The sequence below is a fragment of the Arenimonas sp. SCN 70-307 genome, assembly GCF_001724815.1.
Classification (GTDB): Bacteria; Pseudomonadota; Gammaproteobacteria; order Xanthomonadales; family Xanthomonadaceae; genus Arenimonas.
Map to the genome: position 1 here is coordinate 72,920 of NZ_MEDO01000002.1, position 26,043 is coordinate 98,962.

General features: G+C 72.8%; 31 protein-coding genes, 1 tRNA gene and 1 other RNA gene. 25 read left to right on the plus strand and 8 right to left on the minus strand.

The window, feature by feature from the left end:
- Positions 1–11: 11 nt before the first annotated feature.
- Genes ABS41_RS01430 through ABS41_RS01455 form a run of 6 tightly spaced genes read left to right on the plus strand, consistent with a single transcriptional unit; the run spans position 12 to position 3,707 of the window.
- The gene (locus ABS41_RS01430; RefSeq protein ID WP_290589417.1) at positions 12–782 is read left to right on the plus strand and encodes a 3-deoxy-D-manno-octulosonic acid kinase; all 771 of its coding nucleotides are present in this window, start codon (positions 12–14) and stop codon (positions 780–782) included.
- Positions 779–1,549, plus strand: a complete 771-nt coding sequence (locus tag ABS41_RS01435; RefSeq protein WP_290589420.1) for an MBL fold metallo-hydrolase — start codon at positions 779–781, stop codon at positions 1,547–1,549. The genes ABS41_RS01430 and ABS41_RS01435 overlap by 4 nt, the downstream gene beginning before the upstream one ends.
- Positions 1,546–2,568: a GTP 3',8-cyclase MoaA gene (gene moaA / locus ABS41_RS01440; protein ID WP_290589423.1), complete on the plus strand. Its 1,023-nt coding sequence runs from the start codon at positions 1,546–1,548 to the stop codon at positions 2,566–2,568. Before ABS41_RS01435 ends, moaA begins: the two co-directional genes overlap by 4 nt.
- 4 nt (positions 2,569–2,572) lie before the next feature.
- Positions 2,573–3,061 (plus strand): cyclic pyranopterin monophosphate synthase MoaC, encoded by a 489-nt coding sequence (gene moaC / locus ABS41_RS01445; protein WP_290589426.1) that lies wholly within the window; start codon positions 2,573–2,575, stop codon positions 3,059–3,061.
- Positions 3,058–3,294 carry a molybdopterin converting factor subunit 1 gene (moaD, locus tag ABS41_RS01450; RefSeq protein ID WP_290589429.1) on the plus strand — a complete coding sequence of 79 codons (237 nt, stop codon included), beginning with the start codon at positions 3,058–3,060 and terminating at the stop codon, positions 3,292–3,294. The genes moaC and moaD overlap by 4 nt, the downstream gene beginning before the upstream one ends.
- Positions 3,291–3,707 (plus strand): molybdenum cofactor biosynthesis protein MoaE, encoded by a 417-nt coding sequence (locus ABS41_RS01455; RefSeq protein ID WP_290589432.1) that lies wholly within the window; start codon positions 3,291–3,293, stop codon positions 3,705–3,707. The genes moaD and ABS41_RS01455 overlap by 4 nt, the downstream gene beginning before the upstream one ends.
- A 136-nt stretch (positions 3,708–3,843) precedes the next feature.
- Here the strand turns inward: ABS41_RS01455 and ffs are convergent.
- Together ffs and ABS41_RS01465 are read right to left on the minus strand one after the other, a co-directional pair.
- Positions 3,844–3,941, minus strand: an RNA gene (gene ffs / locus ABS41_RS01460) — signal recognition particle sRNA small type.
- 49 nt (positions 3,942–3,990) lie between these two features.
- A tRNA-Ser gene (locus ABS41_RS01465) sits at positions 3,991–4,083 on the minus strand.
- 144 nt (positions 4,084–4,227) lie between these two features.
- On the opposite strand from ABS41_RS01465, the gene dnaX reads away from it, so the two are divergent.
- From dnaX to ABS41_RS01485, 4 genes are read left to right on the plus strand one after another with little or no spacing between them, the layout of a single operon-like run.
- On the plus strand, positions 4,228–5,880 hold the full coding sequence (dnaX, locus tag ABS41_RS01470) for a DNA polymerase III subunit gamma/tau (protein ID WP_290589435.1): 1,653 nt from the start codon (positions 4,228–4,230) through the stop codon (positions 5,878–5,880).
- A 16-nt stretch (positions 5,881–5,896) separates the two neighbouring features.
- The gene (locus ABS41_RS01475; protein WP_290589438.1) at positions 5,897–6,223 is read left to right on the plus strand and encodes a YbaB/EbfC family nucleoid-associated protein; all 327 of its coding nucleotides are present in this window, start codon (positions 5,897–5,899) and stop codon (positions 6,221–6,223) included.
- Positions 6,224–6,230: 7 nt separating this feature from the next.
- Positions 6,231–6,833: a recombination mediator RecR gene (gene recR / locus ABS41_RS01480; RefSeq protein WP_290589440.1), complete on the plus strand. Its 603-nt coding sequence runs from the start codon at positions 6,231–6,233 to the stop codon at positions 6,831–6,833.
- A 9-nt stretch (positions 6,834–6,842) separates the two neighbouring features.
- The gene (locus ABS41_RS01485) at positions 6,843–7,184 is read left to right on the plus strand and encodes a histidine triad nucleotide-binding protein (RefSeq protein ID WP_290589443.1); all 342 of its coding nucleotides are present in this window, start codon (positions 6,843–6,845) and stop codon (positions 7,182–7,184) included.
- A 9-nt stretch (positions 7,185–7,193) separates the two neighbouring features.
- Here the strand turns inward: ABS41_RS01485 and ABS41_RS01490 are convergent, their stop codons facing one another.
- From ABS41_RS01490 to ABS41_RS01505, 4 genes are read right to left on the minus strand one after another with little or no spacing between them, the layout of a single operon-like run.
- Positions 7,194–7,679, minus strand: coding sequence for a Slp family lipoprotein (locus ABS41_RS01490; protein WP_290589447.1), 486 nt, complete (start codon positions 7,677–7,679; stop codon positions 7,194–7,196).
- Between the two features lie 12 nt (positions 7,680–7,691).
- Positions 7,692–9,644, minus strand: coding sequence for a DUF3488 and transglutaminase-like domain-containing protein (locus ABS41_RS01495; RefSeq protein WP_290589450.1), 1,953 nt, complete (start codon positions 9,642–9,644; stop codon positions 7,692–7,694).
- Positions 9,637–10,575, minus strand: coding sequence for a DUF58 domain-containing protein (locus ABS41_RS01500; RefSeq protein WP_290589740.1), 939 nt, complete (start codon positions 10,573–10,575; stop codon positions 9,637–9,639). The genes ABS41_RS01495 and ABS41_RS01500 overlap by 8 nt, the downstream gene beginning before the upstream one ends.
- 35 nt (positions 10,576–10,610) lie before the next feature.
- Positions 10,611–11,564 carry a MoxR family ATPase gene (locus ABS41_RS01505; protein WP_290589454.1) on the minus strand — a complete coding sequence of 318 codons (954 nt, stop codon included), beginning with the start codon at positions 11,562–11,564 and terminating at the stop codon, positions 10,611–10,613.
- Between the two features lie 50 nt (positions 11,565–11,614).
- Between ABS41_RS01505 and ABS41_RS01510 the strand changes: the two genes are divergently transcribed.
- Positions 11,615–13,501, plus strand: coding sequence for a glycosyltransferase family 39 protein (locus ABS41_RS01510; RefSeq protein ID WP_290589457.1), 1,887 nt, complete (start codon positions 11,615–11,617; stop codon positions 13,499–13,501).
- Here ABS41_RS01510 and ABS41_RS01515 read toward each other — a convergent pair.
- Positions 13,498–14,076, minus strand: coding sequence for a Maf family nucleotide pyrophosphatase (locus tag ABS41_RS01515; RefSeq protein ID WP_290589460.1), 579 nt, complete (start codon positions 14,074–14,076; stop codon positions 13,498–13,500). The genes ABS41_RS01510 and ABS41_RS01515 overlap by 4 nt on opposite strands.
- Entirely contained in the window at positions 14,073–14,558 is a 486-nt protein-coding gene (locus ABS41_RS01520) for a hypothetical protein (protein ID WP_290589463.1), read from the minus strand. Before ABS41_RS01520 ends, ABS41_RS01515 begins: the two co-directional genes overlap by 4 nt.
- Before the next feature lie 117 nt (positions 14,559–14,675).
- Here ABS41_RS01520 and ABS41_RS01525 point away from each other — a divergent pair, with 117 nt between their 5' ends.
- The 14 genes from ABS41_RS01525 (at position 14,676) to ABS41_RS01590 (ending at position 26,028) form a co-directional block, all read left to right on the plus strand.
- Entirely contained in the window at positions 14,676–15,191 is a 516-nt protein-coding gene (locus ABS41_RS01525) for a YceD family protein (protein WP_290589466.1), read from the plus strand.
- 13 nt (positions 15,192–15,204) lie between these two features.
- Entirely contained in the window at positions 15,205–15,402 is a 198-nt protein-coding gene (rpmF, locus tag ABS41_RS01530) for a 50S ribosomal protein L32 (protein ID WP_290589469.1), read from the plus strand.
- Positions 15,403–15,499: 97 nt separating this feature from the next.
- The gene (locus ABS41_RS01535) at positions 15,500–16,474 is read left to right on the plus strand and encodes a beta-ketoacyl-ACP synthase III (protein ID WP_290589473.1); all 975 of its coding nucleotides are present in this window, start codon (positions 15,500–15,502) and stop codon (positions 16,472–16,474) included.
- 3 nt (positions 16,475–16,477) lie between these two features.
- Positions 16,478–17,197, plus strand: a complete 720-nt coding sequence (locus ABS41_RS01540; RefSeq protein ID WP_290589477.1) for a hypothetical protein — start codon at positions 16,478–16,480, stop codon at positions 17,195–17,197.
- Between the two features lie 73 nt (positions 17,198–17,270).
- The gene (gene fabD / locus ABS41_RS01545) at positions 17,271–18,212 is read left to right on the plus strand and encodes an ACP S-malonyltransferase (protein WP_290589480.1); all 942 of its coding nucleotides are present in this window, start codon (positions 17,271–17,273) and stop codon (positions 18,210–18,212) included.
- Between the two features lie 132 nt (positions 18,213–18,344).
- Complete coding sequence (gene fabG / locus ABS41_RS01550) at positions 18,345–19,088, plus strand: 3-oxoacyl-ACP reductase FabG (RefSeq protein ID WP_290589483.1); 744 nt, start codon at positions 18,345–18,347, stop codon at positions 19,086–19,088.
- Positions 19,089–19,218: 130 nt separating this feature from the next.
- Entirely contained in the window at positions 19,219–19,458 is a 240-nt protein-coding gene (gene acpP / locus ABS41_RS01555; RefSeq protein ID WP_034210536.1) for an acyl carrier protein, read from the plus strand.
- Between the two features lie 135 nt (positions 19,459–19,593).
- Positions 19,594–20,832: a beta-ketoacyl-ACP synthase II gene (gene fabF, locus ABS41_RS01560; protein WP_290589494.1), complete on the plus strand. Its 1,239-nt coding sequence runs from the start codon at positions 19,594–19,596 to the stop codon at positions 20,830–20,832.
- 23 nt (positions 20,833–20,855) lie between these two features.
- Complete coding sequence (locus ABS41_RS01565) at positions 20,856–22,196, plus strand: aminodeoxychorismate synthase component I (RefSeq protein ID WP_290589497.1); 1,341 nt, start codon at positions 20,856–20,858, stop codon at positions 22,194–22,196.
- Positions 22,193–23,008 carry an aminodeoxychorismate lyase gene (pabC, locus tag ABS41_RS01570; protein ID WP_290589500.1) on the plus strand — a complete coding sequence of 272 codons (816 nt, stop codon included), beginning with the start codon at positions 22,193–22,195 and terminating at the stop codon, positions 23,006–23,008. The genes ABS41_RS01565 and pabC overlap by 4 nt, the downstream gene beginning before the upstream one ends.
- 47 nt (positions 23,009–23,055) lie before the next feature.
- Positions 23,056–24,051 carry an endolytic transglycosylase MltG gene (mltG, locus tag ABS41_RS01575; protein ID WP_290589743.1) on the plus strand — a complete coding sequence of 332 codons (996 nt, stop codon included), beginning with the start codon at positions 23,056–23,058 and terminating at the stop codon, positions 24,049–24,051.
- Positions 24,051–24,677 (plus strand): dTMP kinase, encoded by a 627-nt coding sequence (gene tmk, locus ABS41_RS01580; RefSeq protein WP_290589503.1) that lies wholly within the window; start codon positions 24,051–24,053, stop codon positions 24,675–24,677. The genes mltG and tmk overlap by 1 nt, the downstream gene beginning before the upstream one ends.
- The gene (holB, locus tag ABS41_RS01585) at positions 24,674–25,672 is read left to right on the plus strand and encodes a DNA polymerase III subunit delta' (RefSeq protein WP_290589506.1); all 999 of its coding nucleotides are present in this window, start codon (positions 24,674–24,676) and stop codon (positions 25,670–25,672) included. Before tmk ends, holB begins: the two co-directional genes overlap by 4 nt.
- On the plus strand, positions 25,669–26,028 hold the full coding sequence (locus ABS41_RS01590) for a PilZ domain-containing protein (RefSeq protein WP_034221050.1): 360 nt from the start codon (positions 25,669–25,671) through the stop codon (positions 26,026–26,028). Before holB ends, ABS41_RS01590 begins: the two co-directional genes overlap by 4 nt.
- Positions 26,029–26,043: the final 15 nt, after the last annotated feature.

The window sequence follows — 26,043 nt, forward strand, 5'->3', positions numbered from 1 at the left end:
AGACTGACGGGATGGGAACAAGGCCGGCCATCGCCGCGATTGAAAAGACTTTCCGCGACGCCGGGGGCGAAGGGGCGATTGTGTTCGACCCCGCGCGGCTGCCGCAAGCCACGCCCGACTGGCTCGAGCGCGCGCACTGGGGCGAGGCCGCGCAGCCGGTGGCCGAGGGCGGCCGCGGCGCCGCCTGGTTCGTCAGCGGCGAGTTCGGGCAGGCCGTGCTGCGCCACTACCGCCGCGGCGGCATGGCCCGCCACCTGAGCACCGAGCGCTACCTGTGGCTGGGCCCGGATCGGGTACGCAGCCTGCGCGAATTCCGCCTGATGGCCGAACTGCACGCCGCCGGCCTGCGCGTGCCGGCGCCGCTGCTGGCCGGCTACCGCCGCCAGGGCCTGGGCTACCGCGCCGCCATCCTGGTCGAGCGCATCCCCGCCGCGCGCCCGCTGCACGACTGGCTGGGCGAGCCCGGCGCGCGCGCCTGGGAGGCGGCCGGCCTGAGCATCGCCCGCCTGCACCATGCCGGCGTCGACCACGCCGACCTCAATGCCCACAACGTGCTGCTCGACGCCGAGGGCTGGGCCTGGCTGATCGATTTCGACCGCGGCCGCCGCCGTCCGCCCGCCGCCGCCTGGCGCGAAGCCAACCTGGCGCGGCTGGCGCGCTCGCTGGCCAAGCTGGCCGGTCGCGGCGCCGATGACGCCTGGAAGGGCGGCTATGCGCGCCTGCGCCAGGCCTACGACGACGCCTACCGCCACGCCGGCGACCACGCGCAGGTGCAGCCATGAGCTGGAGCCTTCATTTCCTCGGCGTCGGCAATTCCTCCTCGGCCGTCGAGCTCGGCTCGGCCTCGGCCGTGCTCGAGCAGGGGGGCGAGCCGCGCCTGATGATCGACTGCGGCCACGAGGCGCTCACCGCCTACGCCGCGCACTACGGCGCCGTGCCCGAGGCGGTGTTCATCACCCACGTGCACATGGACCACGTGGCCGGACTCGAGCGCCTGTTCTTCGCCACCTATTTCGATCCGGCGCGGCGCGGGCGCGTGCGCCTGTACGTGCCGGTGGGCGTGCTGCCGCACCTGCAGGCGCGGCTGGCCGACTACCCCGGCGTGGTGGCCGAGGGCGACGCGAACTGGTGGGACGCCTTCCAGCTGGTGCCGGTGAGCCGCGGTTTCTGGCACCGCGGCCAGTGGTTCGACGTCTTCCCCGTGCGCCATCACCTGCCCGACACCGCCTTCGGCCTGCGCCTGCCGGGCAGCCTGGTGTGGACGGGCGACACGCGCCCGATCCCGGAGATGCTGGCCAAGTTCGCCGGTGCGGGTGAAATCGTCGCGCACGACTGCGCGCTGCACGGCAACCCCTCGCACAGCGGCCTGGACGACCTCGAACGCGAATACCCGGCGGGCCTGCTGGCGCGCTGCGTGCTCTACCACTACGCCTCGCTGGCCGATGCCGAAGCCATGCGCGCGCGTGGCCATCGCGTGGCCGCGCCGGGCGAGCGCCTGGCCCTGGCCGAGCCGCTGCCGCCGCCGGGGCAGGGCGGCACGCCGCAATGAACGCGCTGGCCGCCGAGGCGCTGGCGCCGCTCGACCGCCTGGGTCGCCCGCTGCGCGACCTGCGCGTGTCGCTGGTGGAAACCTGCAACTTCCGCTGCCCCTACTGCATGCCCGAAGGCGCGACGCCCGCCAACGAGGTGCTCGACCGCGCCTCGCGCCTGGACTTCGACGAAATCGAAACCGCCGTGCGCGGCTTCGCCCGCCTCGGCGTGAGCAAGCTGCGCCTGACCGGCGGCGAACCGCTGCTGCGCCGCGACCTGCCCACGCTGGTGGCGCGGCTGGCGAAGGTGCCCGGCATCGAGGACATCGCGCTCACCACCAACGGCTCGCTGCTGGCCGGCCAGGCGCGGGCGCTGCGCGCCGCCGGCCTGCACCGGTTGACGGTGAGCCTGGATGCGCTCGACCCGGCGCTGTTCCACACGCTCTCGGGCAACCGCGGCGAGCTGGACGACGTGCTGGCCGGCATCGCCGCCGCCGAGGCCGCGGGCTTCGGCGCGCTGAAGATCAACTGCGTGGTGCAGCGCGGCGTCAACGAATCGCAGGTGCTGCCGCTGGCGGCGCACTTCCGCGGCACGCCGCACGTGCTGCGCTTCATTGAGTACATGGACGTGGGCACCTGCAATGGCTGGCGCCCCGGCCAGGTGGTGCCCTCGCGCGAGCTGCACGCGGCCATCCACGCGCGCTGGCCGCTGCGGCCGCTGCAGCCGGGCTACCGCGGCGAAGTGGCGGCGCGGCATGCCTACGCCGACGGCGCCGGCGAGATCGGTTTCGTCAGCTCGGTGAGCGAGCCCTTCTGCGGCGACTGCCACCGCGCCCGCCTCTCGGCCGACGGCCAGCTCTTCACCTGCCTGTTCGCGGCCCGCGGCGCGCCGCTGCGCGAGCACATCGCGCAAGGCGACGAGGCCCTGGCCGCGCACGTGGCCGGGCTGTGGCGCCAGCGCGGCGACCGGCACAGCGAGCAGCGCGCCGAAACCGCGCGCCCCTCGCGGCGCATCGAGATGTTCTACATAGGCGGCTGACCCCATGGCCAGGAAAAAGCTCACCCACCTCGACGCCCAGGGCCGCCCGGCCATGGTGGACGTCTCCGCCAAGCCGGCCACCGCGCGCGAGGCCGTGGCCGAGTGCCGCGTGCGCTTCCCGGCGGCGGTGGCGCAGGCGCTGCGCAAGGGCGGCATGAAAACCGGCAAGGGCGCGGTCGTGGACACCGCCATCATCGCCGGCACGATGGCGGTCAAGCGCACGCACGAGTTGGTGCCGTTCTGCCACCCGCTGCCCATCGATGGCTGCCGCTTCGACGTGGCCTGGAGCGGCGAGGCGGTGCTGCGCATCGAATGCGGCGTGCGCACCACCCACCGCACGGGCGTGGAGATGGAGGCGCTGACCGGCGCCACCGTGGCCGCGCTGACGGTGTACGACATGTGCAAGGCGCTCTCGCACGCCATCGTGATCGGCCCGGCGAAGCTGCTGGCCAAGCGTGGCGGCAAGCGCGACGTGGGCAAGGCGCGGGCATGAGCATCACGGTGCTGTACTTCGCCAGCCTGCGCGACGCCGCCGGCGTGGCCAGCGAGACGCTGCCGCTGCCGGCGTCGCTGCCGGCACTGTACGAGGCGCTGCGCACCCGCCACGGCTTCGCGCTGGCGCGCGAGCGGCTGCGCGTGGCGATGGACGGCGAGTTCGTGGCCTGGGACACGCCGCCGCGCGAGGGCGCGGAAGTGGCCTTCATCCCGCCGGTGTCGGGCGGATGAAGCGCTTCGCGCTCAGCGACGCTGCGTTCGACCTCGCCCCGCTGCGCGCGCGGCTGCTGTCACCGCGCGCCGGCGCCTTCGCCACCTTCGAGGGCTGGGTGCGCGACCATCACGGCGGCCGCGGCGTGCTGGGCCTTCGCTACGAGGCCTACGCGGCGCTCGCCGAAGCGGAAGGCGAACGCATCCTCGCCGAGGCCGTGCAGCGCTTCGACATCGTCGAGGCCGTCGCCATCCACCGCACGGGCGAGCTGGCCATCGGCGACCTCGCCGTCTGGGTCGGCGCCAGCGCCGCGCACCGCGGCCCGGCCTTCGACGCCTGCCGCTGGATCATCGACGAAGTGAAGTCACGCGTGCCCATCTGGAAGCACGAACGCTACGCCGACGGCCAAAGCGAATGGCTGCATCCGACCTGAGCGTCCAGCCGCGAAGCCCCCCTTGGTAAGGGGGGCGCGCCGACAGGCGCGGGGGATCGGGAGGGCGGACTGGGGCCCGAGGTTTGCGCAGCAAACCTTGGGAACCGCTCGGGCGAAGCCCGAGAAAGGGGCGGTAGCCCCGCCGGTTGTCACCCGGCACCCGCATCATCCAATACCGTTGCTGCCTTCCGGCCCTGGCGGGGTTTTCGGACTAGCGTCGCGGGAGGCCGACGGGGCCACCATTGAAGCGAACGGCGCGCCTACCGGGCGCGCCGCTGGAAGATGGCGGAGAGAGAGGGATTCGAACCCTCGATACGGGGTTTAGCCGTATACACACTTTCCAGGCGTGCTCCTTCAACCACTCGGACATCTCTCCGCAGAGATAAGCGCCTGAAACAAGGGCGGAATCATACCCGTCCGGGCCCACCGCCACAAGCGCGCCGGTGCGCCGGGCTGGCCGGGGGGCAGGGGGGTTGGCACAATGGGGCGCGTCGGTCCCGACCTGCCGAAGAGAGCCTGGATGTCCTACCTCGTGCTTGCCCGCAAATGGCGCCCCCGGCGTTTCGCCGAGCTGGTCGGGCAGGAACACGTCGTGCGGGCGCTGTCGAACGCGCTCGAGACCGGCAAGGTGCACCACGCCTTCCTGTTCACCGGCACCCGCGGCGTGGGCAAGACCACCATCGCCCGCATCTTCGCCAAGTCGCTCAACTGCGAGCGGGGCGCCGGCGCCGAGCCCTGCGGCGAGTGCGGCGCCTGCCAGGACATCGACGCCGGCCGCTACGTGGACCTGCTCGAGATCGACGCCGCCTCCAACACCGGCGTCGACGACGTGCGCGAGCTGATCGACAACGCCCAGTACATGCCGGCGCGCGGCCGCACCAAGGTCTACCTGATCGACGAAGTGCACATGCTGTCCAAGAGCGCGTTCAACGCGCTGCTCAAGACGCTCGAGGAGCCGCCCTCGCACGTGAAGTTCCTGCTGGCCACCACCGACCCGCAGAAGCTGCCGGTGACCGTGCTCTCGCGCTGCCTGCAGTTCAACCTGCGCCGGCTCGAGCTGGGCCAGATCGGCGGCCAGATGACCCGCATCCTCGCGGCCGAGGGCATCGCCGCCGAGCCCGGCGCGATCGACCTGCTGGCCCGCGCCGCCGACGGCAGCCTGCGCGACGGCCTGTCGCTGCTCGACCAGGCCATCGCCTATACCGGTGGCCAGCTGGGCGAGGCGGCGGTGACGGCCATGCTGGGCACGGTCGACCGCGGCCAGGTCGACGGCCTGCTCGAGGCGCTCGCGGCCGGCGACGGCGCCGCGCTGATGCAGCGGGTCGAGGCCATGGCCTCGTTCTCGCCCGATTTCGGCCACGTGCTCGAGGACCTGGCCGTGGCCCTGCACCGCATCCAGCTCGAGCAGCTGGTGCCCGGCGCCTCCGGCGAGGCGCTGGCGCCCGCGCTGGCGGCGGTGGCCGCGTCGCAGCCGCCGGAGCTGGTGCAGCTTTGGTACCAGATGGCCGTCTCCGGCCGCCGCGACCTGGGCATCGCGCCCAGCCCGCGCGTGGGCTTCGAGATGAGCCTGCTGCGCATGCTGGCCTTCCGGCCGGCGGGCGAGGGTGGCGGCGCGCGCCCGGGGCCGGTCGTCTCGACCGAGGCCCCGCCTTCGCGTGCCAGCGGCAGCCGCACGGCGCCGCCAATGCCTTCCTTCGCGGATCCGCCGCGCCCCGAACCGCCCCGCCACGAACCCGCGCCGCCGGCGCCGGCCGCGGCGCCCACGCGCAGCGGCGCCCGCCTCGCCAGCGCCGAAGACTGGCTCGACCTGGTCGCCGATGCCGGCCTGCGCGGCCCGGTGCGCGAGCTGGCGGCGCACTGCGCCTTCTGTGCCTACGCCGACGGCGTGCTTTCGCTCTCGCTGCCCGACAGCTTCGACCACCTGCGCAGCGACTCGCTGCTGCGACAGCTGGCCGCCGCGCTCGCGCCGCACCTGGGCGCCGAGCCCAAACTGCGCTTCGAGGCGGCCCGCGCCGCCGCCGGCGAAACCCTGCACGACCGCACCCAGCGCCAGCGCGGCGAGCGCCAGGCCGGCGCCGAGGCCGATTTCCTCTCCGACCCGGTCGTGGCCCAGCTGGTGAAGCAGGGCGCCACGCTCGTCCCCGATTCCATCCGTCCCCTGGACGACCACTGACACGAAGGAAGACACCATGCGAGGCAACATCGCCCAACTCATGCAGCAGGCCCAGCGCATGCAGGACAACCTCAAGAAGGCCCAGGAAGAGCTGGGCAGCCTCGAGGTGCAGGGCCAGTCCGGCGGCGGCATGGTCAAGGTCACCCTGACCGGCAAGATGGAGTGCCGCGCGGTGCGCATCGATCCGTCGGCGCTTTCGGACGCCGAGATGCTCGAGGACCTGGTCACCGCCGCCTTCAACGACGCGGTGAACAAGGCCAACGAGGAAAGCCAGAAGCGCATGTCCGCGGCCACGGCCGGCATGCCGATCCCGCCGGGCATGAAGATCCCGGGCCTGTTCTGAGCCGCGCGTGAGCGCCTCGCCGCTGCTGTCGCAGCTGATCGAGGCCCTGCGCTGCCTGCCGGGCGTCGGCAGCAAGTCGGCCCAGCGCATGGCCTACCACCTGCTCGAGCGTGACCGCGAGGGCGGCTTGCGCCTGGCCGCCGCGCTGGCCGAGGCGGTGGAAAAGGTGGGCCACTGCGAGTCGTGCCGCGACTTCAGCGAAACGCCGCTGTGCGCGCTCTGCGCCAGCGCCTCGCGCGAGCGCGGCCTGCTGTGCGCCATCGAATCGCCGGCCGACCGCCTGGCCATCGAAACCGCCACCGGCTACCGCGGCCTGTATTTCGTGCTCCAGGGCCGGCTCTCGCCGCTCGACGGCATCGGCCCGAAGGAACTGGGCCTGGACAAGCTCGCCGCGCGCCTTGCGCAGGGCGAGGTGCGCGAGCTGATCATCGCCACCAACCCCACCGTCGAGGGCGAGGCCACCGCGCACTACCTGGCGCAGCTGGCGCGGCAGGCGGGGGTCACTCCCAGCCGGCTGGCGCACGGCCTGCCGCTGGGCGGCGAACTCGAGTACGTCGACCGCGGCACGCTCGCGCACGCCTTCGGTTCACGCAGCGAAATCCCTTCCTGAGGAGCGGCCATGGCCACGATTTTCGACAAGATCATCGCCCGGGAGATCCCCGCCGACATCGTTTACGAAGACGAGCAGGTGCTGGCCTTCCGCGACATCAATCCGCAGGCGCCGGTGCACGTGCTGTTCATTCCGAAAAAGCCCGTCGCCACGCTCAATGAGCTGGCCCCGGGCGACGAGGCGCTGGCCGGCCGCCTGGTGCTGGCGGCCGCGGCTTATGCAAAGCGCGAAGGATTTGCCGAGAAGGGCTACCGCGTGGTGTTCAACACCAATGGCGACGGCGGGCAGAGCGTGTACCACATCCACCTGCACCTGCTGGCCGGGCGGGCGATGCACTGGCCGCCCGGCTGAGGCCGGGGCTTACCAGAAGAACGGGTGGCGCTCGACGATGACGTCCACGTCCTTGCGCTCGGGCCACAGGTAGATCACCTGAGCGTCGACCTGCGGGTAGCGGTAGTCGTACTCGCCGACCTTACGCGACTCGAAGCCGGTGACCTGGCCGGTGATGGTGACCTCGCGGCCCGGCTTGAACACTTCCGGGTCGTAGAAGCCGGCGCGGCAGGCGATGAAGCGGCCGTCGCTCTGGTCGCGGTTGACCGGACGGCCATCCCTGCCCAGGCGCACGGCGACGATCTCGAAGCAGCTCTGCGCCGCCAGCGGCTCGACCCTCACCACGCGGCCGCCCCAGCGCACCTGGTCGCCGACGGCGCCCGAGCGCACCAGCTCGCCCGGCGCGACCGGCGCGAAGGCACCCTGCAGCGGCTTGGGCGCGCTGACGCAGCCGGCCAGGGCCAGCGAAGCAAGCAGGGGAACGAACAGCGTGGTGCGGGACGACGGACGCTTCATGGCAGGTCTCCGTTAGCGGGGTTTCCGGGCGGGTCGGAAGGCCTTGAGATCGGCGATGAGTTGCCGCCGCGCTTCCCCGTCCAATCCGTCCGGAGCGTATCGATCGGCAGCATAACGCCGGCTGAGTGAAACCAGGGTTTCCGACTGGCCGGGCAGGGCCTCCGACAGCCGGCGTCCGTAGGCCAGCGGTGGCTCCGAGGGCGCCTTGCCCAGGCCCGCCCGGCGCAGCCGTTTGGCGAACTCCAGCCAGGCCGCCACCAGCGGGTCGCGGCTGGCCGGCTGGCCGCGCATCAGGTACCACAGCGTCAGCAGCATCACCGCGCCGGCGCCGATTGCGAAGGCCAGGCCGAGCTGGCCGGCGCTGGCCTGGTCGATGCCCAGCGGGCGGAACAGGCGGGCCTGGCGGTCGGCGTCGAAGGACAGCACCAGCTCGTTCCAACTGCGCCGCGCCCAGTCGGCCAGGTCGCGCACCGGGGTAAAGGCCTCGGGCAGCAGCGCTTCGGCGCGCTGGCGGTCCTCGATGGTGTCGAGGATGCGCACGGGCGCGACGGCGGCGGTCGGGTCCACGCGGGTCCAGCCGCGGCCCTCGAGCCACACCTCGTTCCAGGCGTGCGCGTCCATGCGCCGCACCACCCAGTAGTCGGCGTAGGGGTTGCGGTAGCCGCCGGCGTAGCCGATCACCACGCGCGAAGGGATGCCGGCCGCGCGCATCAGCGTGGCGAAGGCCGAGCTGTAGTGCTGGCAGAAGCCCACGCGGGTGTCGAACAGGAACTCGTCCACGCCGTGCAGGCCGGTGGGCGGCACGGTGAGGCTGTAGCTGAACTCGGCGCCGATCCATTCCAGGGCGCGGCGCACCACCGCCACGTCGCTGCCACCGCTCTCGGCGCTCCACTGCCGGCCCAGCGCCACCGTTTGCGGGTTCAGGCCCAGGGGCAGGGCGGTGGCGCGCTGGCGCGTGGCCGGGTCGAGCGCGAGGTCGGCGCGCGGGCCGGGCACGGAGCGGCCGGTGTACTTGAGCAGGCGCGAGACCGGCGCATTGGCCTCCACGCTGTCGTCGGCCAGCAGGCGCGCGCCCTCGGGCGCTTCGAGGGGGCGGTCGAGCACCAGCAGGTAGCGCTGGTCGGTGGGTTCGAGCGAGAGCTCGTAGTCGATCACGCTCGACGGCGTGGGCAGCGGGGCGGCGGGCGCGGGCTCGCCGCCCGCCAGGCCGCTTTCGCGGGTCCAGCTGCGGCCGTCGAAGTCCCAGAGCACCTGGGCGCGCCAGTACAGCTCCTGGCGCGTGGGCGTGGTGCCCGGGAAGCGCACGCGCGCGGCCGGCACGTCGCTGGCGAACATTTCGATCCACTGGTCGGGCGTCATGCGCTCGTCCAGGCCGCCGCGGCCGAGCGCGTTCTCGGGCATGCCCCACAGCGGCGTGGCCAGGCGCGGGAAGAGCCAGAAGCCGGCCAGCGCCAGCGGCAGCGCCACCAGCACGGCCAGGCCCGTGCTGCGTGCGCGCGATGTTTCGAAGCGCGGCGCCGGTGCGCCCGGGCGGTACTCGGCCAGCATCGACAGCGCGACGAGCAGCAGGCCCAGCGCCAGCAGCGACAGCGCCATCACCAGCGGGCCCTGGTCCTGCAGGAAGGCGGCGAAGGGCGCGAACAGCGAGAAGCCCAGCAGGCTCTGCGCATCGCGCCGGCCGTGGGTTTCGCCCGGCTTGACCGCCAGCAGCGCCGCCAGCAGCGCCGTGCCGACGTCGCGGCCGATATTGAAGCCGAAGGTGAGCACCACGTAGCCGGCCACGCCCAGTAGCAGCGCCAGGCGCAGCACGCCGGGCCAGCGCTTGTCGAAGCCATAGCCGACGGCGGCAATCAGGCCCAGCGCCAGTGCCAGCGCCGGCGGCACCTGCAGCAGCAGCGGCAGCAGGCAGGCGGCGGCCGCGGCCATGCACCAGTTGCGCAGGGGTCTTGGCAGGCGCTCAGGCATCGGGCATCAGCGCCAGGGCGCGCAGGCAGGCGTGGCGGTGTTCGGGGCCGCGGCCGGGGCCGATGACCGCCGAGGGCAGGTGCATGCGGTAGCGATGGCCCAGGCGCTCGGCATCGACCACCCAGCGCGCCATCCGGCGGATGCGCGCCTCGTGGGCCAGTCCGTGCAGCGCCTCCCAGGCCAGCTCGAGTTCACGCGGCGCGCTGGCTTCGTACTCGCGCACCAGCAGGCGCGCCAAACGCGCCGACGGCTTCCAGGCGATCTGCTTGCGGGCATCGCCCGGGCGGTATTCGCGCAGGTGGTGCGGCTGCTCGCCGTGCTGGTGCGTGCGCCGCGAGGCGCTGTCGCCGCCCTGCGCGGGCAGCGCCACCTCGCCGGCCTCGGGCAGTGGGTACACCAGCAGGCGCGTGCGCGGCAGCAGCCAGCTCCAGGCACGCGCCAGGCCCAGCGGGCGGATTGTCGATATGCGAAGGCGGCCGGGATCGAGCCAGCCGCGGCGCGTGGTGGGCAGGGCGAGCACCGCTTCGGCGCGCTCGCCCGGCATCAGGTCGAAAGCGGCCTGCACGCCGCCCGCCGACAGCTCCAGGCCCGGCCGGCGGCGCAGGCCGGTCGCCTCGAAGGCCGCGCGCACGAGCATGGGCTGGCCGGCGAACACCGGCTCGGCGTGCAGGGCCACCAGGCGCAGGCCCGACAGCGCCAGGTGTGCCTGCACCAGGCTGTTGTGCGCCACCGCGGCGGTGACGAAGGCCAGCATCAGCGCCGGGTTGTTGTTGTAGTTCAGCCCGCCGAGCACCATCGCGCCCAGCATCAGCCCCAGGAACAGGCCGAAGCCCGTGGGAAGCACGTAGATGCGCCGGCGGTCGATGTGGATGGGCAGCGCCTCGATCGCCCGCGGTTTGACCAGCGGCAGGCGCGAGAGGCGCTCGCCCAGGCGTTCGGCAAGGTCCGGGGCGTGCGCCACCGTCGTCAGTCCACGGCCACCGCGCGCAGGATGCCCTCGGCCAGGCCATCGCGATGCTCGGCCTCGGACTCGGGCACCAGGCGATGCGCGGCGACGGGGGCGAACAGCGCCTGCACGTCCTCCGGCAGGGCGTGGTCGCGACCGGCCAGCAGCGCCAGCGCGCGCGCGCCGCGCAGCAGGCCCAGGCCGGCGCGCGGCGACAGGCCCACCTGCACGCCGGGGTGGCGGCGGCTTTCCTGCAGCAGCGCCTGCACATAGGTCACCAGCGCCTCGCTGGCGTGCACGCGGCCGACGGCAGCGCGCAGGGCGATCACGTCCTCGCCCGACAGGCGCGGCATCGAATGCGCGATCAGGTCGCGGCGGTCGGCGCCGGCCAGCATCTCGCGCTCGGCGTCGGCGCCGGGGTAGCCCAGGTGCAGGCGCAGCAGGAAGCGGTCCATCTGCGAGTCGGGCAGCGGGAAGGTGCCGGCCAGGTCCACCGGGTTCTGCGTGGCGATCACGAAGAACGGCTGCGGCAGCGCGTGCGTGGTGCCGTCGACGCTGACCTGGTGCTCGGCCATGGCCTCGAGCAGGGCGCTCTGGGTGCGCGGCGGCGCGCGGTTGATTTCGTCGGCCAGCAGCAGCTGGGTGAACAAGGGGCCGGCGTGGAAGCGGAATTCGCGCGCGGCCTGGTCGTAGATCGACACGCCGATGATGTCCGAGGGCAGCAGGTCGGAGGTGAACTGCATGCGCTGGAAATCCAGGCCCAGGCTCGCCGCCATCGCCCGCGCCAGCGTGGTCTTCCCCAGGCCCGGCAGGTCCTCGATCAGCAGGTGGCCGCCGGCGAGCAGGGTGGTGAAGGCCAGCCGCACCTCGCGCGGCTTGCCCAGCACCAGCTGGTTCACCTGCGCCTCGGCGTCGGCCAGGGCCTGGCGCGTGCGCTCGGTTAGGATGTCGGCGTTGCCTGCCTTCGCTTGCATGCGGGGGTCCTGGCTTGGAGTGTCTGAAGGATACCTGTGTGGATGCTGGCATGCGGCCCGGTTCGACGCGCGTGAAGTTCCTGCTGGCGTGGAGCCTGGTGCTGCTGGCCAAGCTGGCGCTGGCGGCCACGCTGCAACCGTTCGGCGACGAGGCCTTCTACGCGCAGGAAGCGCGCCATCCGGCCTGGGCCTATTCCGACCTGCCGGGCCTGACGGCGTGGCTGGCCTGGCTGGGCACGGCGGTGGCCGGGCCGACGATTTTCGCCGTGCGCCTGCCCTTCGTGCTGCTCGGTTCGCTGCTGCCGTGGCTGGTGCTGCGCATGGCGCGGCGCAGCTTCGGCGAGGACACTGGCTGGCAAGCGGGCCTGCTGGCGCTGCTGCTGCCGTTGGGTGGCGCGATGGGCGTGCTGGCGCTGCCGGACGTGCCGATGCTGCTGGCGGCGCTGCTGGCGCTGGACGCGGCGCATTCGCTGCTTCGCCGGGCGGGCTGGGCGGCGTTCGCACAACTCGGGTTCGCGCTCGCGCTGGGCGCGCTGGCGCACTACCGCTTCGCCGGCGTGCTGCTGGCGGGCGTCGCGGGGCTGCTGCTGGTGCGGGAAGGCCGCGCGCTGTTCCGCGAGCCGGGGCTGTGGCTGGCGCTGCTGGCCGGTGCCGCGGCCTGGTGGCCGCTGCTGTCCTGGAACTTCGCGCACGCCGGTGCCGGCCTCGATTTCCACCTCGTGCAGCGCCATCCGTGGCAACCGCAGGTGGCGGGGGCATGGTGGCCACTGGTGCAGGCGCTCGTGCTGACGCCGCTGCTGTTCGTGCTGCTGGTGGCGACGCTCGCCGAGGCCTGGCGCCGTCGGCGCGGCGGGGAGACGGCCTGGCCGCTGCTGCTGGGGTTCGGCGCGGTGGCCACGGCGGGCTACTTCCTGCTGGGGTTTTTCGCCGACACCGAACGCGTGAGCTTCCACTGGCCGCTGGCGGGCTGGCTGGCGCTGTGCGTGGCGGCGCCGACGGTGCTGGCGCGCTGGCCGCGCTGGGCGAGGCGATTGACGTGGAGCGTGGCGGGGCTGGGCCTGGCCGCGCTGCTGGCCTATCTCGCACTGCTGGCGGCGCCGGCGGGCCGCGCGTGGCTGGCGGCAGGCGGTGCGTATGCGGACAACTTTTCCGGCTGGGACGAGGTCGCCGCCGTCGTGCAGGACGATTTGCGCGCGCTGCCGACGGGAACCATCGTGGTGGCCGACAACTTCATGCTCGGCGCGCAGCTCTCGCTGGCCCTGGGCCGCGAGGTGCGCGTGCTCGATCACCCGCTCAACGCCAAACACGGCCGCGCCGTGCAGCTGGCGCAGTGGGGCCTGCTCGAACGCGGGGAGTCGCTGCAAGGCGGCGCGCCGGTGCTGCTGGTCGTCGAAGACACGGCGCGGCCGCTCAAGGCCCGGCTCGAAGGCTATCGCGCACTGTGCACGCTGGCCGGCGTGCTGCCGCCGCCGCGTGTGCTCAACGTCGACCAGGGGCGCAAGCGTTTCCTGCGGTTCGGTTTGACGTCGCCGGCTGCGCGCGCCGACGCCCGCGCAGAGGCGGACGCGGGCGGGCAGGTGCCTGCGCACGCGGCCTGCGTGCTGCCCGCCCTGGCCTGGATCGACTCGCCGCGCCCCGGCGACACCGCTGCCGGCGAACTGCGCATCGAGGGCTGGGCGCTGAAATCCGGCGCCGGCCTGGCGCGCGTCGAGGTGCTGCTCGACGGCGAGGTCGTGGCGCAGGCCAGCCACGGCCTGCCGCGACCCGATGTCGCCACCTACTGGGGATTGCCGGCCAGCGATGGCGATGCGTTTGGCTTCACTGCCAGGGTTCCGCTCGACGGACGCGAGCCCGGCCGCGCCTGGCTCGGCCTTCGGCTGCATGCCAGCGACGGCAGCATCGAGGACTGGCCGGCGGTGCCGCTGCGGCTGCGCTAGGGCAGGGTGAAGCCGGCTGCGCGCAGCGCCGCCGACAGCGCAATCAGCGGCAGGCCCACCAGCGCCGTCGGGTCGCGGGTTTCGATGGCCTCGAACAGGGTGATGCCCAGGCCCTCGCACTTGAAGCTGCCGGCGCAGTCGAAGGGCTGCTCGGCGTCCACGTAGCGCGCGATTTCCTCGCCCGAAAGGATCCGGAAGCGCACCACCGTCAGGTCGAGCCCTTCGAGCATGCGCGGCTCGCCCTGGCGCAACACGCAGAACGCCGTGTGGAAGCGCTGCTCGCCACCCGAGGCGGCCGTCAGCTGGGCGATGGCGCCAGCGCGGTCCCCCGGCTTGCCGACAGGGTCGCCGCCGCGCTCGGCCACCTGGTCCGAGCCGATCACCCAGGCGCCGGGGTGGTGGGCGGCCACGGCCCGGGCCTTGGCTTCGGCCAGGCGCACGGCCAGCCGGGCCGGGGCCTCGCCCGGGCGCGGGGTTTCGTCCACCTCGGGACGGTCGACGGCGAAGGGCAGGGCCAGGCGTTCGAGCAGCTCGCGCCGGTAGCGCGAGGTGGAGGCCAGGACCAGCCGGCTCATGGCTGGCCGGCGGGACGGCGCAGGGTGGCCGGCTCGCGCCGCGCGGCCTGCTCGCTGGCTTCGGTGGCCTCGGCCAGGGCCTCGCCGGCGTTGTCGAGCTCGGCCAGGCCGCCGGCCAGGCGGTCGCGGGCCCGGCCCAGGGCGGCGCAGGCGGCGTCGAGCTCGGACTGGCGGGCGGTCTGGCCGTGGTGCTTGATCCAGAGCCGGTGCTGGAGCAGGTCGCGCTTGGCCTCGCGCACCGGCAGGGCGCTGTCGAGCGAGGCCTGGGCGACGGCGGCGATGTCCTGGGGCACCCGGCCGACCACGGCCTGCAGGGCCTGCATCCGGGCCTGGCTGCGGTCGAGCAGGCCCTCCATCTCGTCGGCCAGGTCGAGCAGCTGGCGCAGGCTGCGGTCGCGCCTCCGCCCGCGCAGGACCCACCAGGCGAGGAGGGACGCCAGGGCGAGGCCGGCAAGGCCGAGGGTGGTGATCAGGCTGGGCATCGGGGCTCCGTGGCTCGCCGGGCAGTCTGCACCAGCGCCGGCGGGGCCGGCAAACCCTTGTCGCTGCAAGTGCTTAGGTTTGACACGGCCTCTGCGCGGGCCTACAATTTCGCGCTTATGTCCGCACCCTTGCCTCCCGTGCTCGATGCCTGGCGCATGGTTGCGGCCAAACGGCTGTTCGAAGGCCGCCTGCCGCTGTCGGGGATGTCCCGCCTGCTGCCGGCCCTCGCGGACGCCGAAGGTGAATGCCGCTTCGGGCTGGAATTCGGCGTGGACGCAATGGGTTTGCGTTACGTCGAGGTCCGGGTCGAAGCCAGCCTGCCGCTGGTTTGCCAGCGCTCGCTCGAACGGTTCGTCTACCCGGTGCGCGTCAGCCAGCGCCTGGGCCTGATCACCGACGAGGCGCAGGAAGCGGCGCTGCCGGAGGGCATGGAACCCCTCCTGCTCGACGCCAGCGGCGAGCTCGACCCGGCCGGCCTGGTGGAGGACGAACTGATCCTTGCCGTACCGGTGGTACCGATCGACCCCGACGCGACGGACGTCCTGGCCAGCTGGCCGGCGGACATCGAAGAGGAAGAAGAGAAACCGAACCCTTTCGCCGCGCTCGCCGCGTTGAAGGACCAGAAGAAGTAGTTGGAGACAAGCCATGGCCGTCCAGAAGTCCCGTGTCACCCCGTCCCGCCGCGGCCAGCGCCGCTCGCACGACGCCCTCACCGCCAAGCAGCTGGCCACCGACCCGACCACGGGCGAGACCCACCTGCGCCACCACGTCACCAAGGACGGCTACTACCGCGGCCGCAAGGTCGTGGACACCAAGTCGGCTTCGGTCGTCGAGGAAGATTGAGGCCGCGCTCCGCCCTCGCGGGGGCGGACATCGCAAGCCAAGCGCGGCGGGCTCGTCCCGCCGCGTGTGTTTCTGACGGTCGGATGAGGGAGTAGCCATGGCCGTGTTTTCGCGTATCGCCGGTACGGGCAGCGCCCTGCCGGCCAAGGTGCTGACCAACAAGGACCTCGAGCAGTTCGTCGAGACCAGCGACGAGTGGATCGCCAGCCGCACCGGCATCCGCCAGCGCCACGTCGCCTCCGAGGGCGAAACCACCGCCGACCTCGCCGAGCGCGCCGCCCGCGCCGCGCTCGCGGCCGCCGGCGTCGAACCCTCCGAGCTCGACATGATCGTCCTGGGCACCACCACGCCCGACCTCATCTTCCCGTCCACCGCCTGCCTGGTGCAGCACCGCCTGGGCGCCAATGGCTGCGCGGCCTTCGACGTCAACGCCGCCTGCTCGGGCTTCCTGTACGCGCTGAGCGTGGGCGACAGCTTCATCCGCGCCGGCAACGCCCGCACCGTGCTGGTGATCGGCGCCGAGACGCTGACCCGCATGCTCGACTGGTCCGACCGCAATACCTGCGTGCTGTTCGGCGACGGCGCCGGCGCGGTGGTGCTCAAGGCCGATGCCGAGGCCGGCATCCTCTCGACGCACCTGCATGCCGACGGCGGCAAGAAGGAACTGCTCTACAACCCGGTGGGCGTCTCGGTCGGCTTCAAGCCGGAAGAGAAGAACGCCGGCGTGCGCGTGCTGATGACCGGCAACGAGGTCTTCAAGCACGCGGTCAAGGCGCTCGACTCCGTCGTCGACGAAACCCTGGCCGCCAATGGCCTGGACAAGTCCGACCTCGACTGGCTCATCCCGCACCAGGCCAACCTGCGCATCATCGAAGCCACCGCCAAGCGCCTCGAGATGTCGATGGACCGCGTCATCGTCACCGTCGACAAGCATGGCAACACCTCGGCCGGTTCGGTGCCGCTGGCGCTGGACGAAGCCGTGCGCTCGGGCAAGGTGCAGCGCGGCCAGCTGCTGCTGCTCGAAGCCTTCGGCGGCGGCTTCACCTGGGGCTCGGCGCTCATCCGCTACTGAGCCATGGCGCGTACGTGGGTCGAACGCACGACCTGGCAGGGCCAGCCTGCCTGGCGCAAGACCTACGAGGAAGGCGGCCATCGCCGCCGGATCGCGGCGCTGCGCTGGCTCGCCCGGCGCCTGGGCGCGAACGCGCTGCTCGCGCCCGTGCCGCTCACCGCCGAACGCGCCTGTCGCACCGAACAGTCCATGATCAACCGCCTCGCGGCGCTCGGTGCCCGCGTGCCGCCGCTGCTGCAGGTGGGCGAGCGCGAGCTGGTGCTGGGCGACCTCGGCCCGACCCTGGCCATGGCCTGTCGCGCCGAGCGCGACCCGGCCGGCAGGCAGGCGCTGGTGCTGCGCGGGCTGCAGGCCATCGGCGACGTGCACGCGCTCGGCGGCTACCTGAGCCAGGCCTTCGCGCGCAACCTCACGGTGCAGGCGGGCGCCATCGGCTTCATCGACCTCGAGGAAGACCCCGCCACGACGATGTCGCTGGCCGCGGCGCAGGCGCGCGACCTGCTGTTCTACGCGCACTCCACCGCACGCTTCCTGGCCGACCAGCCCGGTGCGCACGCGGCGCTGCTGCGCACGCACCTGCAGTCGGTGTCGGCGGTGGTGCGCGAGGAGGTGGCGCGCACGGCGCACGCCCTGCGCTGGCTGGTGCCGCTCGCGCGCCCCTTCGGCGAGCGCGCCCGCGACGTGGCCGAAGCCCTGGGGAGCCTCGCCGCCGCCTGCCGCTGACCCTACGCGCCGGTACAGACGGAACCAGGCCCGCCTCGCTTATGATTCGCCGGTTACGCAAACCGGAACCACGATGAGCAACCCGATCGCATTCGTCTTCCCCGGCCAGGGCTCCCAGTCGCTGGGCATGCTCGCCGAGCTCGCCGCCGTGCATCCCGAGGTGCGCGCCGCCTTCGACGAGGCCTCGCAGGGCGCCGGCGTCGACCTGTGGGCGCTGGGCCAGCAGGGCCCGGAAGAGCAGCTCAACCAGACCGAGTTCACCCAGCCGGCGCTGCTGGCCGCGGGCGTGGCCACCTGGCGCGCCTGGCTGGCGCGCGGTGGCGCCCGTCCGGCGCTGCTGGCCGGCCACAGCCTGGGCGAGTACGCCGCGCTGGTGGCCGCCGGTTCGATCAGCCTGGCCGACGGCGCGAAGCTGGTGCGCGAGCGCGGCCGCCTGATGCAGGCCTCCGTGCCCGCCGGCACCGGCGCGATGGCGGCGGTGCTGGGCGCCGAGGACGCGCTCATTGCCGAAGTCTGCGAAGCCGTGGCGGGCGAGGGCGTGGTGGTGCCGGCGAATTTCAATTCCCCCGGCCAGGTGGTGATCGGCGGCGACGCGGCCGCGGTCGACCGGGCGCTGGCCGAGCTCGCCGCCCGCGGCGTGCGCAAGGCGGTCAAGCTGGCGGTGTCGGTGCCTTCGCACACGCCGCTGATGCGCGAGGCCGCCAACCGCCTGTCGGAAGTGATGGCCGGCATGGCCTGGAACGAGCCTTCGATCCCTGTCGTCCAGAACGTCGATGGCGAGGTGCACGAGGGCGTGCAGTCGATCCGCGACGCGCTGGTGCGCCAGCTCTACCTGCCGGTGCGCTGGACCGACTGCGTGCAGGCCCTGGCCGCGCGCGGCGCCACCCGCATCGCCGAATGCGGCCCGGGCAAGGTGCTCACCGGCCTGGCCAAGCGCATCGACAAGTCCCTCGACGCCCGCGCCCTCGGCACCCCCGCCGACTTCGACGCCGTCCTGGCCGATTGGAATAGTTGATTTTCAACGCGGATAAAGGCGGATTTGTACGGATCAACGCGGATAGAGCATTTTTAAGTTGGTCCACTCGCTCCTATCCGCTTCCATCCGATTTGATCCGCGTTAAAGAGAAAAGCATTCGGAGTACGACAGATGAGTGATGTGCTGAAGGGTGAGATCGCGGTGGTGACTGGTGCGAGCCGGGGCATTGGCGCGGCGATTGCCGACGAGCTGGCGGCGCTGGGCGCCACGGTGATCGGCACCGCGACCACCGAGGGTGGCGCGGCCGCCATCGGCGAGCGCCTGGCCGCGAAGGGCGGGGCGGGGCGCAAGCTCGACGTCGCCAGCAGCGACGAGGTCGAGGCCGTGTTCGACGAGGTCGCCAAGACCTTCGGCCCGGTGTCGATCCTGGTCAACAACGCCGGCATCACCCGCGACAACCTGCTCATGCGCATGAAGGACGAGGACTGGCAGGCCATCCTCGACACCAACCTCAGCTCGGTCTTCCGCACCTCCAAGGCCGTCATGCGCGGCATGATGAAGGCGCGCAAGGGCCGCATCATCAACATCGCCTCGGTCATCGGCGTCACCGGCAACGCCGGCCAGGCCAACTACGCCGCGGCCAAGGCCGGCATCATCGCCTTCAGCAAGTCGCTGGCCAAGGAGATCGGCAGCCGCGGCGTCACCGTCAATGTGGTGGCCCCGGGTTTCATCCAGACCGACATGACCAAGGACCTGCCCGAGGCCTCGCGCCAGGCCCTCGAGGGCCAGATCGCGCTCGGCCGCCTCGGCGAGCCGGCCGACATCGCCCGGGCCGTGGCTTTCCTCGCCGGCCCCTCGGCGGCCTACATCACCGGCGAGACCCTGCACGTCAACGGCGGCATGTACATGCCCTAAGTCCTTGTGGGGGCTGGTTTTGCGCTAGAATCCGCCTCCCGAACCCAGGCCGCGGCGCGACCGGCGCCCGCCACGGCCGGCATTTGATTACAATGCGCCCGCAAACATCCCTCCGGGAGGAGACAGATCCATGAGCAGCATCGAAGAACGCGTCAAGAAAATCGTCATCGAGCAGTTGGGCGTGAAGGAAGAAGAAGTCACCGTGAACGCCTCGTTCGTGGACGACCTCGGCGCCGACTCCCTGGACACCGTCGAGCTGGTCATGGCCCTCGAGGAAGAGTTCGAGTGCGAGATCCCGGACGAAGAGGCCGAGAAGATCACCTCCGTCCAGCAGGCCATCGATTACATCAAGGCCCACGTCAAGGCCTGATCGCCTGACGGTTTCGACGCCGGGGCCGCGCTTGCGCGGCCCTGCGCGTTTGCGGCACCCGGCCCGGGCCTTGGCGCGTGCGCCGGCGCATGCGTGGCCACGCCGCGCACCCTGAATCCATAGCGGAGTTTCGCCATGAGTCATCGTCGCGTCGTCGTCACCGGCATGGGCATCGCCTCGCCCATCGGCAACACCCTTTCCGCCGCCTGGGACAGCATCCAGGCCGGCCGCAGCGGCATCGGCCAGATCACCCACTTCGATGCCTCGGCCTATGCCACCCGCATCGCCGGCGAAGTGCGCGACTTCGACGCCAAGTCCTTCCTGCCGCCCAAGGACGTCAAGAAGATGGACACCTTCATCCACTACGGGCTGTGGGCCAGCCTGCAGGCGATGGAGGACGCCGGCCTGGAAGTGACCGAGGCCAACGCCGAGCGCATCGGCGTGCTGATCGGCTCGGGCATCGGCGGCGTGCGCGGCATCGAGGACACCGCCATCACCCTGCACGAAGGCGGCCCGCGCAAGGTGTCGCCCTTCTACGTGCCCAGCACCATCATCAACATGCTGCCGGGCCAGCTGACGATCATGAAGGGCATCAAGGGTCCGAACTTTTCGGCCGTGTCGGCCTGCGCCACCGCCAACCACTCGATCGGCACCGCGATGCGCATGATCCAGTACGGCGACGCCGACATCATGGTGGCCGGCGGCGCCGAGCACGGCTGCACCCCGACCTCGGTGGGTGGCTTCTGCTCGATGAAGGCCATGTCCACCCGCAACGACGATCCCACGCGTGCCTCGCGTCCCTGGGACAAGGACCGCGACGGCTTCGTGCTCGGCGACGGCGCCGGCATCCTCATCCTCGAGGAGTACGAGCACGCCAGGGCCCGCGGCGCGCGCATCTACTGCGAGCTGGCCGGCTTCGGCGCCAGCTCCGACGCCTTCCACATGACCGCGCCGAGCGAAAACGGCGAGGGCGCGGCGCGCTGCATGCGCGTGGCGCTCAAGGACGCCGGCGTGAACGCCGAGCAGGTGGGCTACCTCAACGCGCACGGCACCTCCACGCCGCTGGGCGACCTGGGCGAGACGATGGCCATCAAGGCCGCGCTGGGCGAGCACGCCTACAAGACCATGGTCAGCTCCACCAAGTCGATGACCGGCCACCTGCTGGGCGCGGCCGGCGGCGTCGAGGCGATCTTCTCGGTGCTGGCGCTGCACACCGGCGTCATCCCGCCCACCATCAACCTCGACGAGCCGGGCGAGGGCTGCGACCTCGACTACGTGCCGCACACCGCGCGCCAGGCCCGCATCGACGTGGCCGTGTCCAACGGCTTCGGCTTCGGCGGCACCAACGGCACGCTGGTGTTCAAGCGGCTCTGAGCCCCCGGCGCCCGGCCCACGCGATGGACACCCTCGCGCTGCCGCCGGGCACCGACCTGCTTCGCCTGCAGGCGGCCGACCCCGGCCGCTTCCCGCTGCTGCTCGAGTCGGTCGCCGGCGGCAACGCGCTCTCGCGCTGGGACCTGCTGCTGGCCACCGACGGCAGCGGCCTGCGCCTGGATGCCGATGGCCGCGTGCGCGCGCTGGAAACCGGCGAAGAGGCCGGCACCGACTTCCTCGCCGCGCTCGACCAGCGCTGGGCCGCCGCGCGCCAGCCGGTGGTGGATGCCACGCTGCCGTTCCGCGGCGGCTGGGCGCTGTTTTTCGCCTATGAACTGGCGGCGCAGGTCGAGCCTCGGCTGCGCCTGCCCGCCGCGCCCGGCCCGCTGCCGGTGGCCATCGCCTGGCGCTGTCCGGCGGCGGTGCTGCGCGACCGCGCCAGCGGCGACTGCCTCGCCGTGGCCGAGGCCGGCGCCGGCGACTGGCTGGCCCGCCTCGCCGCCGCGCCGATGGCCGACGCCCCGGCGGGCTTCGAGCCGCCGGCGCTTTCCGAAGATGAGCCCGCGCGCTTCACCGACGGCGTGGCCCGCATCCACGACTACCTGCGCGCCGGCGACGTCTTCCAGGTCAACCTCTCGCGCGCCTGGCGCGCCCGCTTCGCCACGCCGCCGGACCCCGCCGCCGTGTACGCGCGGCTGCGCGAAAACAATCCCGCGCCCTTCGCCGGCCTGATGCGCCTGGGCGATGCGGCGCTGCTGAGCTCCTCGCCCGAGCGACTGGTGTCGGTGCGCGGCCGGCGCGTGGACACGCGGCCCATCGCCGGCACGCGCCCGCGTTTTCCCGGCGACGACGACCAGGCCCGCATCCGCGACCTGGTCGGCAACCCCAAGGAGCGCGCCGAGCACGTGATGCTCATCGACCTCGAACGCAACGACCTCGGCCGCGTCTGCACGCCCGGCAGCGTGCGCGTGGACGAGCTGATGGGCGTGGAGAGCTACGCCCACGTGCACCACATCGTCTCCAACGTCACCGGCACGCTGCGCGAGGGCACGACGCCCGGCGAGGTGGTGCGCGCGGTATTCCCGGGCGGCACCATCACCGGCGCGCCCAAGGTGCGCTGCATGGAAATCATCGCCGAGCTCGAGGGCGAGGGCCGCGGCGCCTACACCGGCGCCTTCGGCTACCTGGGCAACGACGGCGACCTCGACCTCAACATCCTCATCCGCAGCGCCTGGCTGCAGGGCGGCGAGCTGCAGTTCCGCACCGGCGCCGGCATCGTGGTCGATTCGGACGCGGGCCGCGAGCTCGACGAAACCCGCGCCAAGGCCCGCGGGTTGCTGCGCGCACTGGGAGCCGCCGGGTGAACGCGCCGACCGTGCGGCTGTTCCGTGGCCAGGCGGCGCTGGCGGCGCTGGACGCGGGCGACCGTGGCCTGGCCTATGGCGACGGCCTGTTCGAAACCATGCGCGTGGCGAACGGCCGCCTGCCGTGGTGGCCGGCGCACCGGGCGCGGCTGCAGCGCGGCGCCGCGGCGCTGGGCATTGCCCTGCCGGACAGCGCGTGGCTCGACGGGGAACTCGCCCGTTTCGCCGCCACGGCCGGCGCGGACGCCGTGCTCAAGCTCGTGCTCACCCGTGGCACGGGTGGCCGCGGCTACGCGCCGCCCACGGATGCCGAACCCACGCTGGCGCTCTCGCTGCATCCGGCGCCGCCGTCCGTCGACGAGCCGCTGGTCATGCGCTGGTGCGCGCTGCGCATGGCCATCCAGCCGGCGCTGGCGGGCCTCAAGCACCTCAACCGGCTCGAGCAGGTGCTCGCCCGCGCCGAGTGGCGCGATCCCGGCATCCACGAGGGCCTGCTGCTCGACGCGCGCGGCCGCGTCGCCTGCGCCACCGCCGCCAATGTCTTCGCCCTCGTCGATGGCCGCTGGCTCACGCCGCGGGTGGACGAATGCGGCGTGGCCGGCGTGGCCCGCGCCTGGGTGCTGGCCAACGCGCCCGGCGCCACGGAAGCCGACCTGGTGCCGGCCGATGTCGAGGCCGCCGAGGCGGTTTTCCTGTGCAATGCCGTGCGCGGTATCCTCCCGGTGGGACGCCTCGGCGAGCGGCGCTGGCCGCCGCACGCGGGCCTGGAAGCGCTGCGCGAGGCGATGGGCCGCGAACTGGCGGCAGGCTGAAGGAGCGGGTTTTGCCGAAGAAACCGGGTTACAAGGTGCTCAAGGCGCTGGTCGCCTTGCTGCTGCTGGCGACGGTGGCCGTGGGTGGCTGGCTGTGGCAGCGCTACCAGGGCTTTGCCGACACGCCGCTGGCCGTGGCCGGCACCGAGCGCATCCTCGAGGTCGAGCGCGGCGATGGCTTCAACGACGTGCTCGGCAAGCTGCGCGAGCTGGGCGTCGACGAGGGCCACGAGCTCGAGTGGAAGCTGCTGGCCCACGACATGGGCGTGCTCACCCGCCTGCAGGTGGGCGACTACACCATCCGCCACGGCATCACCCCGGCCGAGCTGCTGCGCAAGCTCGAGCGCGGCGACGTCATCCACTACCGTTTCACGATCGTCGAGGGCTGGAACCTGCGCGAGCTGCGTGCCGCGCTCGCCGCCGACGAACGCATCGTCCAGACCCTGCACGCGCTCGACGACGCGGCGATGATGAAGGCGCTGGGCCGCGAGGGCGTGCACCCCGAGGGCCGCTTCCTGCCCGAGACCTACCACTATACCCGCGGCATGAGCGACCTCGACCTGCTCAAGCGCGCGCTGCTGGCCATGGACAAGGCCCTCGCCGATGCCTGGGCCGGCCGCGAGGACGGCCTGCCCATCGAAACGCCCGACCAGCTGCTGACCCTGGCCTCGATCATCGAGAAGGAAACCGGCAAGGCCAGCGAGCGACCCGAGATCGCCGGCGTGTTCGTGCGCCGCCTGCGCCTGGGCATGCGCCTGCAGACCGACCCGACCGTCATCTACGGGATGGGCAGCGCCTACGACGGCAACATCCGCCGCAGCGACCTGACCACCGACACGCCCTACAACACCTACACCCGCGGCGGCCTGCCGCCCACGCCCATCGCCATGCCCGGCCGCGCCGCGCTCGAGGCGGCGGCGCACCCGCTGCCCGGCAACACGCTCTACTTCGTGGCGCGCGGCGACGGCAGTCACGTGTTCTCCACCAACCTGGCCGACCACAACCGCGCCGTGGCCTGCTACCAGCTCAAGCGGTGCCGCTGATGCCGGGCCTCCTGGTCACCATCGAGGGCGGCGAGGGCGCGGGCAAGTCCACCGTGCGCGAGGCGCTCAGGGACGTACTGGCCGAGGGCGGCCGCGAAGTGGTGTGCACCCGCGAGCCCGGCGGCACGCCCGAGGGCGAGGCCATCCGCGAGCTGCTGCTCAGCCCCGGCCAGCACCTGGTGGCCGAGGCCGAGCTGCTGCTGATGTTCGCCGCGCGCGCCCAGCTGGTGCGCCAGGTCATCCGCCCGGCCCTGGCGCGCGGCGCGGCCGTGCTGGCCGACCGCTTCACCGACGCCAGCTTCGCCTACCAGGGCGGCGGCCGCGGCCTGGACACCGGCCACATCGCCGAACTCGAGCGCTGGGCCGCCGGCATCCGGCCGGACCTGACCTTCCTGCTCGACGTCGGCGTGGCCCAGGGCCTCGAGCGCGCGCGCGCGCGCGGCGGCGACCCCGACCGCATCGAACTCGAGCGCGAGGAATTCTTCGAGCGCGTGCGCGCCGCCTACCTGGCGCGGGCCCGCGCCGAGCCGGCGCGTTTCCGCGTCATCGACGCCAGCCAGCCCGCCGACGTCGTGCGCGACCAGGCCGTGGCCGCGCTGCGCGCCTGGCTCGGGGGCCGCGCGTGAGCCAGCTCGCGCCCTGGCAGCAGCGCGTGCTCGACCGGGCCCTGGCCAGCCACGCCGAGGGCCGCCTCGGCCACGCCTTGCTGCTCAGCGGTCCGGCGCACATGGGCAAGGGCGAAGTGGCCGACACCCTGGCCGCGCGCCTGCTGTGCGCCACGCCCGGCCCCGACGGCCTGGCCTGCGGCCGCTGCCGCGGCTGCCAGCTGTTCGCCGCCGGCACGCACCCGGACTTCAACCGCGTCAGCTTCATCCCCACCGAAAAGGGCGACAAGCTGCGCAGCGAGATCGTGGTTGACCAGATGCGCGCCCTCGGCCACTGGTTCTCGCTGACCCCGCAGCTCGGCGGCGCGCAGGTGGCGCTGATCACGCCGGCGCACGCGCTCAACACCAATGCCAGCAATGCCCTGCTCAAGACGCTCGAGGAACCCTCGCGCGACCGCTACCTGCTGCTGGTGACCGAAGAGCCCGGGCGCCTGCCGGCCACGATTCGCAGCCGCTGCCAGCGCCTGGAGTTCCGCACCCCGCCGCGCGAGGAAGCGCTGGCCTGGCTGGCCGCCAAGGGCCATGGCCCGCAGGCCGCGACGCGCGCGCTCGATGCCGCCCGCGGCCACCCCGGTCTCGCCGCCGCCTGGCTCGACGAGGGCCGCCTGGCCCTGCGCGGCGAGGTGGTGGCCGACCTGGGTGCCCTCGCGGAGGGCCGGCGCCAGCCGGTGGAACTGGCGGCGAACTGGCTGGCCGACGAGCTCGGCGAGTTGCGCCTGCGCTTCGCCGCCGAAGCCGTGCTCGACGCGGTTTCCGGGCAGCTGGCCGGCGGTCCCGCCGCCGGCTTGACCGTTCAGGGCGATTTCCCGAAGCTTTCGGCCTGGTTCGACGGCATCAACCGGCTGCGCAGCCAGCTGGCCATTCCGGGCCTGCGCCACGACCTGGCGCTGGCCGGGCTGCTGCTCGAATGGCGTAGCATGGGCAAGGACACCACGAAGGCGAGGGCAGGGCGATGATCGGAGGCGGCGCAGGCGCGAGGCAGGGCATCCTGTCCCTGGCCATCAAGGACAAGGCGGCGCTCTACAACGCCTACATGCCCTTCGTGAAGGGCGGCGGCATCTTCGTGCCCACCACCAAGCGCTACGCGCTGGGCGACGAGGTCTTCATCCTGCTGTCGCTGATGGAAGAGAAGGATCGCCTGCCGGTCGCCGGCAAGGTGGTGTGGATCACCCCCGCCGGTGCGCAGGGCAACCGCGGCGCCGGCATCGGCGTGCAGTTCGCCGACACCGCCGAGGCCGAGGCCGTGAAGGGCAAGATCGAAACCTTCCTGGCCGGCACGCTCGAGGCCGACAAGCCCACGCACACGATGTAAGCGCCGCGGCGCTGC